At 60.8% G+C, this 7663-nt stretch carries 8 protein-coding genes; 3 read left to right on the forward strand and 5 right to left on the reverse strand.

The window, feature by feature from the left end:
* Nucleotides 1-72: 72 nt before the first annotated feature.
* Together ACCD03_RS14795 and ACCD03_RS14800 are read right to left on the reverse strand one after the other, a co-directional pair.
* Nucleotides 73-801 (reverse strand): cytochrome c biogenesis CcdA family protein, encoded by a 729-nt coding sequence (locus ACCD03_RS14795; RefSeq protein WP_045206757.1) that lies wholly within the window; start codon nucleotides 799-801, stop codon nucleotides 73-75.
* Between the two features lie 42 nt (nucleotides 802-843).
* On the reverse strand, nucleotides 844-1230 hold the full coding sequence (locus ACCD03_RS14800) for a thioredoxin family protein (RefSeq protein ID WP_413412148.1): 387 nt from the start codon (nucleotides 1228-1230) through the stop codon (nucleotides 844-846).
* A gap of 210 nt (nucleotides 1231-1440) precedes the next feature.
* On the opposite strand from ACCD03_RS14800, the gene ACCD03_RS14805 reads away from it, so the two are divergent.
* Both ACCD03_RS14805 and ACCD03_RS14810 read left to right on the forward strand, forming a co-directional pair.
* Nucleotides 1441-2121 carry a response regulator transcription factor gene (locus ACCD03_RS14805; RefSeq protein WP_413412149.1) on the forward strand — a complete coding sequence of 227 codons (681 nt, stop codon included), beginning with the start codon at nucleotides 1441-1443 and terminating at the stop codon, nucleotides 2119-2121.
* 20 nt (nucleotides 2122-2141) lie between these two features.
* Nucleotides 2142-3488 (forward strand): sensor histidine kinase, encoded by a 1347-nt coding sequence (locus ACCD03_RS14810; protein ID WP_413412150.1) that lies wholly within the window; start codon nucleotides 2142-2144, stop codon nucleotides 3486-3488.
* A gap of 195 nt (nucleotides 3489-3683) precedes the next feature.
* Here ACCD03_RS14810 and ACCD03_RS14815 read toward each other — a convergent pair whose 3' ends face one another.
* Together ACCD03_RS14815 and ACCD03_RS14820 are read right to left on the reverse strand one after the other, a co-directional pair.
* The gene (locus ACCD03_RS14815) at nucleotides 3684-4217 is read right to left on the reverse strand and encodes a DUF2867 domain-containing protein (protein ID WP_413412151.1); all 534 of its coding nucleotides are present in this window, start codon (nucleotides 4215-4217) and stop codon (nucleotides 3684-3686) included.
* A 562-nt stretch (nucleotides 4218-4779) separates the two neighbouring features.
* A complete protein-coding gene (locus ACCD03_RS14820; protein WP_413412152.1) occupies nucleotides 4780-5148 on the reverse strand; it encodes a hypothetical protein in 369 nt (122 codons plus the stop codon).
* A 700-nt stretch (nucleotides 5149-5848) separates the two neighbouring features.
* On the opposite strand from ACCD03_RS14820, the gene ACCD03_RS14825 reads away from it, so the two are divergent.
* Entirely contained in the window at nucleotides 5849-6313 is a 465-nt protein-coding gene (locus ACCD03_RS14825) for a hypothetical protein (protein ID WP_413412153.1), read from the forward strand.
* A 225-nt stretch (nucleotides 6314-6538) separates the two neighbouring features.
* On the opposite strand, the gene ACCD03_RS14830 is transcribed toward ACCD03_RS14825, so the two are convergent.
* Entirely contained in the window at nucleotides 6539-7531 is a 993-nt protein-coding gene (locus ACCD03_RS14830; RefSeq protein ID WP_413412154.1) for a hypothetical protein, read from the reverse strand.
* Between the last annotated feature and the right edge of the window lie 132 nt (nucleotides 7532-7663).

Here is a 7663-nt window from a genome sequence, read left to right on the forward strand (position 1 = left end):
GCGCAAAGGGTGCAGTGTCGAGAACCGCGCGAGATTCGACGCCTCCACGTAGAGACCATCGGAGACCGATTCCTAGAAGCGCGTGGTCAGATCCACCGCCCAGGCCGGCAACCAGTTCACCACCCAGGTTTCCAGATGCTGGTCGGCCCGAGTCAACGTCATCACACCAAGCACCATGAGGATGACGCCAAGCACCGGCTTGCCCAGTCTGCCCGCAGACAGCAACCGCCCGCGCAGCTTCGCCAAGGTGGCGTTTGACAGCCTACCGAGCAGCATCAGGGGGGTGCCGGCTCCCAGGCCGAACAAGATCATCAGCAGCGCGATCTTGCCAAGGTGGCGCCCCTGAGCAGCCAACGCGATTGCGGCGCCCAGCGTCGGCCCCGCGCAGGGACTCCAGATGGTGCCCAGTGCCAGGCCCACAAAGAACTGCCCGCGCAGCCCGCCAACGTCGAGGCCAGACAACCAGCTCTGTCCAACATTGGCAACACCGGCAGTGGCCATCACAAAGCGCCGCTGCAGAGCGGGCAGCAATAGCATGCCGCCAGCCGCCACGAGCAGCCATGCCGAAATGCGCCGTAGCACCTCTGCATCCAGCCCGATCGTGACTCCAACCGTGGCAACGAACATTCCCATCGCTGTGAACGACAGCGCCAGGCCCGCTGTCAGCGCAGCTGCGCCCCAGCGATGCGCTGATGCCGCGCCCGCCAACACGATGGGGAGTAGCGGCAGCACGCAAGGCGACAAGGTCGACAAGACGCCGGCCACATAGCCCAGGCCATAGGTTCCCAGTCCGAATTCCATGTCGTTCCTGTCTATCGGTTGCGGGTTGCGGTCATGGCGGCGCTACTGCAGCGGCTTGGCCAACAGCGCGGCAATGGAATCAGGGTTGGTGTCCCCCACAGAGCGGCCGAGCTCGGTCTCGCCCTTGAAGGCGATCAGGGTGCTGCGGGAGGTGACCTTAAGCGCGGCCTGCACGCCTTTGTCCGTGTCGAAATCGACGCGCATCACCGTCAGGCTCTTGAATCGGTCTTCGGATTCCAGCGCAGAAATCACCTGCGCCTGCTTCTTGCACACCGGGCACCAGGGCGCATGCACATGCACCACAACTGGCTTGCCTGCTGCACGCAGGTCGTCAAACGACTTCTGGTCAAAGGCCTGCTCGCCAGCATGGGCAAAGACACCAGACAGCAGCAAAACAAACGCAACAAGGCTCCGAGTAATCAAGGCCATCGTGTACTCCAGTGGTTGAACTATCGTGATTGGAATGCCGCTGCGGCAGCGCGAGGGGCTTGCATGCCTAGTCGACGGACGCATCGTAGAAGGGCCCGCCAACGCCTCACAACTGAAGCTTTTCTGACGAAGAATTCAGGAAGAGGCTGAGGCCTCGCAAGGTAGAATCCGCCGACCAGGCAATGCCCCGGGGGCTCGGCAAAAAACACCATGCGCATCCTTGTCGTTGAAGACGAAAAAAAGCTGGCCCAGGCGATTCAGGAACACCTTGAAAGCGAGCGATACGACGTGCGCGTGGCCAGCACGGGGGAGGAAGGTTTCTTCCTGCTGGGCACGGAGCCGTTTGATCTGGTGGTGCTCGACCTGATGCTGCCAGGGCGCTGCGGTATCGAAATCCTCTCGACGCTGCGCGCACGCGATGCAGCCACGCCGGTGATCATCATCACGGCGCGCGACACGGTAGAAGACCGCGTGCACGGCCTGGACAGCGGCGCAGACGACTATCTGGTCAAACCCTTCGCACTGCCGGAACTGCTCGCGCGGGTACGCGCACTGTTGCGACGGGGGGCGGCCGAACCCGCACTCAAGCTCAAGTACGCGGGGCTCGAAATGGACCTGGTGACGCGCGAGGTAGCGCGCGACGGCCGGCTGCTGGACCTGACCGCGAAGGAGTTCGAGATTCTCGAATGTCTGGTGCGCCATCGCGGCAGCACGGTCACGCGCGCCATGATCGTGCGCGACATCTGGCAGGACGTGCCGCGTGCGGCGCCGCTGGACAACGTAATTGATGTGCACATTGCCCGCCTGCGCAAGAAAGTTGATATCGGGTTCGATCACCCGCTCCTGCACACCATTCGCGGCGTGGGTTTCATCCTGCGCCACGCCAGCTGATGCGAGTCGGCGCCGGTAGCGTGCGGCAGCGCCTGACGCTGTGGTACGCGGTCTCGCTCACGCTGATCTGCCTGGTGTTTTCTTGTTGCGTCTTCCTGCTCACGCGTGCGAGCAATATGGTGCTGCTGCGCACACAGGTAGACCGTGACGTCGAGCAAGTCGAGCAAATGCTGCGTGAAGAAAGCGGTCTCCACAGCGCCGGCTTGCGCGATACCGGAATACTCGCGCGCATCGCAGCATCTGGTCAGCCGGCGCAGACCACGCGTGCCTGGCAGGTAAGCACGTTGAACGCCAGATCCTCAGATCCCACCAACCCCTACTGTGTCGAGAAAGCCTCCAATGGCCGCCACTACTACCTGCGCACTGCCATGACCCAGCACGCGGGCGTGGCATACAGGGTGACCGTGGCGCAAGACATGGAACAAACCTATGTCATCGAGCGCAAGCTCATTCTGATGACCTGGGTGGGCTTGCCTTTTGCACTGTTGATCAGTCTCGTTGGCGGATACATCCTCGCCGGGCGGGCGATTGCTCCGGTTGGCAAGATGGCGCGCATGGCGGGTGAAATATCGGCTGACAACCTGTCGCAGCGTTTGCCCGCCGATGGCCCTGACGACGAATTCAATCGCTTGGCCACGGCCTTCAACGACACGTTGGAACGTCTGGAGGATGCGTTTGCGCGCTTGCGCCGCTTTACCGCGGATGCTTCGCATGAACTGCGCACGCCGCTGACGGTGATTCGTAGCGTTGGCGAGAACGCGCTGCAGCACCCGCAAGATCCCGCGCGACAAGCCGACGCCATGAGCAGCATCCTGGAAGAAACAGACCGCCTGGTTCGCCTGCTCGACGGGCTGTTGATGCTCACGCGTGCTGAAGCTAGAGCATTGCCGTTGCAGCGCACCTTGTGCGATCTCACCGCGTTGACCGCGGGTGTAGCCGATCATCTGCGGGTGCTGGCCGAAGAGAGGCAACAAACGCTCGTGTGCTCAAGCACAAAGCGGGTCGAAGCGATGGTGGATCCGGCGACGCTTCAGCAGGCGCTGTTCAACCTGATCAGCAACGCGATCCGCTACACCCAGCATGGGGGCCGTATTGAGGCGAGTGTTGATGCCATGCCGGACTGCGCGGTGATTGAGATCCGTGACAACGGCCCAGGTATTGCCGCTGAGCATCACCTCCGCGTTTTCGAGCGCTTTTATCGCATCGATGCAGACCGCTCGCGAGAAACCGGCGGTGCAGGCCTGGGGTTGGCCATAGCAAAGTGGGCGGTCGAGCTCAACAACGGCATCATCGAACTGGAATCAGGGGATGGCCAAGGAAGCTTGTTCCGCGTGCGGCTTGGATGCGCACGGTACAGGTCCTGCTGATAGCTGTTCTGCTCGCGCGCAGTAGCCGACCGGCAGACTGTCCGTTGTCGGCTGCGGATTCAACCGGTCGATGATGGCACTGCCTACGGCCGTCCACTTCCGACCCAAAGGAGCCGGTGGACGTGGTGAATCGCCTGCCCGAAACCGGACGTTCGTGATCCGCTAAAGCAACCTGCCGCTACCGCCACTGCGTGCTCAAGTCCTCATTTCTCTTACTGCCCGTTCCAAATTCGCCCGCACAATCACGCGATGAAACGGCGCAATCGTCGCAAGATAGAGACGTCCCAGTCTGTTGTGGCAATGCACCACCGTCCCTGCGAGCAGCTCGCGCCCATTTGCCGCATCGGCGCGAAGTTGGATGGTGGCGCGGAAATCGAGATGCCGGTCATCCGCGCCCACTATCAACTCCGTCGCGCTCTTTGACAGCAGCGGTAAGTAACCGATAACCGGCCCACGCGCCGCTCCGGCAAGACCGACGGCGCGAGACGATTTGACGCCGACTGTCGCCATCGCCACATCGCGGACACGCGTGAGCGCACGAATCCACCACGCCTGCCGCTCGAACGCGGCGCGTGCCAACACCTCCAGATCATCGCTGGCCTCCGCCGGCAGTCGAATTGCGAAAGCGTCCAAAAGGTCCGCGCCCGCATAAAGCGGCGCTAGCACGCTGTTGCTAGGCATGGGCACGGCGCGCGCTTTGGTCGAGGTCGTGTTCTGGGGTAGGTTCATGGTGTCCAGCAGTCTAGTCGTGCCAGCGGCATCATCGATGCGGGCGGCCGTCGTCAGAGTGTGTGCTGCGGTCGGTGGCCGTATCTCGATCAATGGCTTGCTGCCGAGAGTCTGCCCGAAAACGGACGGCCACCACGGGCTGCTGATGGCCGATTGCCGCGCGAGGACCGCGGCGCTTGTCGACTCTGAGCAGCCCTTCGTGCGCCAAGTACTCCATTCGGTACGCGCTCTTTCTCGGCGCCGCAGGATTCTTTATAGGCGCAATTGGTGCCAAACATTGAACCGAAGTTGTTTCGGTTCCCACGGCGTCGGCAGATTTGTTTCTCGGTGCTTGGCCGCGTACTTGTCGCAGTACATCTGCACGTAGGAGCACTCGGCTATTCCATCGCCGTGTTCGTGGGCATAACGCTTGGCTATCTGCCGCCTTTTGGATTGAGCACGTTTCAATTCCATGACTGATGTCCAGGGCTCTGGCGGCCACTCATGGCCGAAGGCGAGCAAATCCAGCAGCGAATGCACTACTCGGCATCCCCGCCCGTCACGGGAATGCGTCAATCTGTTGTTATTGGCTGTAGCCACGCCGCTCTACGGCGGCAAGTACGTCCCACGTTTGCGGATCGACATCGCGGCCCCCGAGCGACATCGATACGTAGGCATCAATCGCATCCACAAAGCCTTTGATGAAGGCCGGTGGAAACGCGTGTGCGGACAGATGTTGAAGCTGTTCGCGCAGCATGCCCGGCCGGCATTGGCCGTGCGTGCACATGGCGGTGCGCGTGCGTTTGAGATACGCCTGCGCTGCGATGGCGCCGTTCAGGTAGGTGCGGTTTTTGGTGAGCCTGCCTGTGTCGGATGACGTGGGCGGTGGGGGTTGCGATGTTGGCGGAGATGGATACGACGCGGGGCGGTTCCCGCTTGGACCATTTGGCATAGAGCCTCCAGAGGTGGTTGGAGGCCCGGCAACTCATCGCCAGACGAGGTGGCGGGCCTGACGGCGGGGCTGGCGAACCGGCTCTCTGGAGCACCGGCAGACCTTGCGGTCTCCCCACCCGGCCCGCCGTAGTGCGTGCGTGGGTGTGCGGAGGCGATGCGCGAAGCATCGTCTCTCCAGAGCCACCAGTGCAGGTCGCCAAACCCGACTGCCGTTGGTGCGGCAGCGAGGTGGATTATAGCGATGGGGGCAGCGGCGAAAGTTGGATTCTTGATTCGTCGGGAGCGACGGTCGGAAGGTCAGGCTCCAGCCTCAAACAGTGGCGCTTCACCCTCAGAGAGTGGAACGCGAGGGTCAAACACTGGCGTTTCACTGTTTGAGGGTCGAGCGTCAGTGTCAAACAGTCGAATTCGCCCCTTCGAGGGTCGCGTTTGAGCCTCAAACACTCGAACTTCACTGTCTGAGGGTCACGTTCCACTGTCTGAGAGTCGAGCGTCAGTCTCAGAGAGTCGAGTTCGACAGTCCAAAGCTCGCGCTTCACGCTCCAACATTCGAACGGCGTGAGCGGGCTTGCTCGCCCCATGTGCGGGCGCTTTCCGTCAAAAGTTGTGTACAGCATTGCGATACGCCGCAGCGGTAGCCACCCTCACCGGGTTGTGCCAATCGGCATGACGTTGATATCCGCTTTAGAAGGAACGCAATGTCTCAGAACTTGATCTCGTTTCAACCCAGCGCCACCGACCTGACCGCCATTGACGGTGCGCTGAAGACGCTGGAAGAAAAGCTCGTCGGCCTGATTGACCTGTCAGTCGAGCAGCGCAGCACGCTCATGAAGATGGGCAACAAGTCCGAAGCGTTCTGCCGCCAGGCAGTGGAACTGCTGAGCAACAACCCCAGCGTGCTTCCTGCCAATTTCAGCCTACAGGAGATGCGACGTGACTTGGTGGGCTTTGACACCCTGCGCCCTCGCCTCGCCCGCGTGGAGAAGTTGCTGGAAAGGATGCAGGATTCGCAACTGGCGATGGGCAGTGATCTGATGACGGCCGCGCTGGAGGGTTACACGTACCTGAAGGTGGCGGGCAAAGGGGAAGGGTTGGATTCGGCGCGACGGACGTTGTCGGCGCGGTTTAGTCGGGGGCCGCGGAAGAAGGTGGCTGGGGAGTGAGGTGAGGGGCTGCTGATGGTGGCCTAGATGTGGAAAAGCCCGCGATGCTGAGAGGCTCGCGGGCTTTTCTTTGGGGACATTGCTTCCCGCAGCTTTTTCATGGATTGACGGAAACCTATGGATGCCCCCTGGGATGTAGTTCAACTTGAGGCCGAGGCGGTCACCCGCGCAGCGAACGTCTGCCTTGGCTGGAGATTAAACCGGTCGATGCAACACGTCGATGACTTATGGCCACGGCTGCGTACGAACGTCAATGACGCTGGGTTCGTCGTAGTTGCCAATCCACGAGGTGATTTTTCCTTCTCCGGGCGAAATGATTTCGAGTGGGTACCCGGTAAAGTCGGCCAGCATTAGCGCGTAAAGCTGCTGGTCCCAGTCACCAAAGATCGCACCCGACATTCCCCCAAACGGCATTTGAGTAACGCTGGTGCGGCCGGGGCTGATGGCGGTGACGTACTTCGGAACCAGCCGCTGAGTCCGCGCCTTTGCAAACACCTTGGCGCAAATTTCTTCAAACTGCAACGGGTGAAGGTTGTGGCTAAAAAGCTTCGGAAAAATTTCCTCAGCAAGCCGTTCCTGAGCGCCACCGTCCGCAACACAAATAAGGCCTACCGTATCAAGTCGTACAGCGATACATCCGTGCAGAACGTCATCACGATACATAAATCGATGTGCAGCAGAAGGATGCCGCTGCACAGGAAACACCAGCACGGACGCGTGAAATTTAGTCTCGAAGCTATGAAATTCTACGGAAGTCCTCGCTGCCTGCATCATGAAATGCAGGTGTCGGAAATTTTCGAGGACAGTGCTTGGCAGGATTGGCCCAGCGTGATGATTGGATCGGTCAGACGGCAAAAGCGCCTCGACGTACAACGCACCGAACATTAGCTTTGAAAGCCAAACGTACAAAATTTCGTGACCCAGCGCACGAACCGCCTTGGCCCCTAGCGGAAGCGCTGTCGCGACTTTGTCTTCGATACGGGAAAGCGATATTCCATTGCAGTCAACGCAAGCTGGAGCCGTAAAGCTTCGGTACTTGATCCTTGTCCCATTCACCAGGGTCAGTTGGCGATTCCAAATATCTAGCCTTCTTTGAAGCCACTTTGGGAATACGTGCTCCCGCGTAATTTTGTCGATGGGGAATTTTTCTCCGCAGAGAAAACAACGATCTTGGGCTGCATCTTTTAACGCATGGTTTGATGGATCAAACATCATCATTTACACCTTCGCGAGAATGCGCCCCTTGAGGACAAGTGGTTCGCCGGAGTAGTGAGTTGGGGGGGGGGGGGGGGGGGGGGGGGGGGGGGGGGGGGGGGGGGGGGGGGGGGGGGGGGGGGGGGGGGGGGGGGG

This window comes from Ralstonia sp. Ralssp135 (genome assembly GCF_047304345.1).
In the GTDB taxonomy this organism is placed as follows: Bacteria; Pseudomonadota; Gammaproteobacteria; order Burkholderiales; family Burkholderiaceae; genus Ralstonia; species Ralstonia chuxiongensis.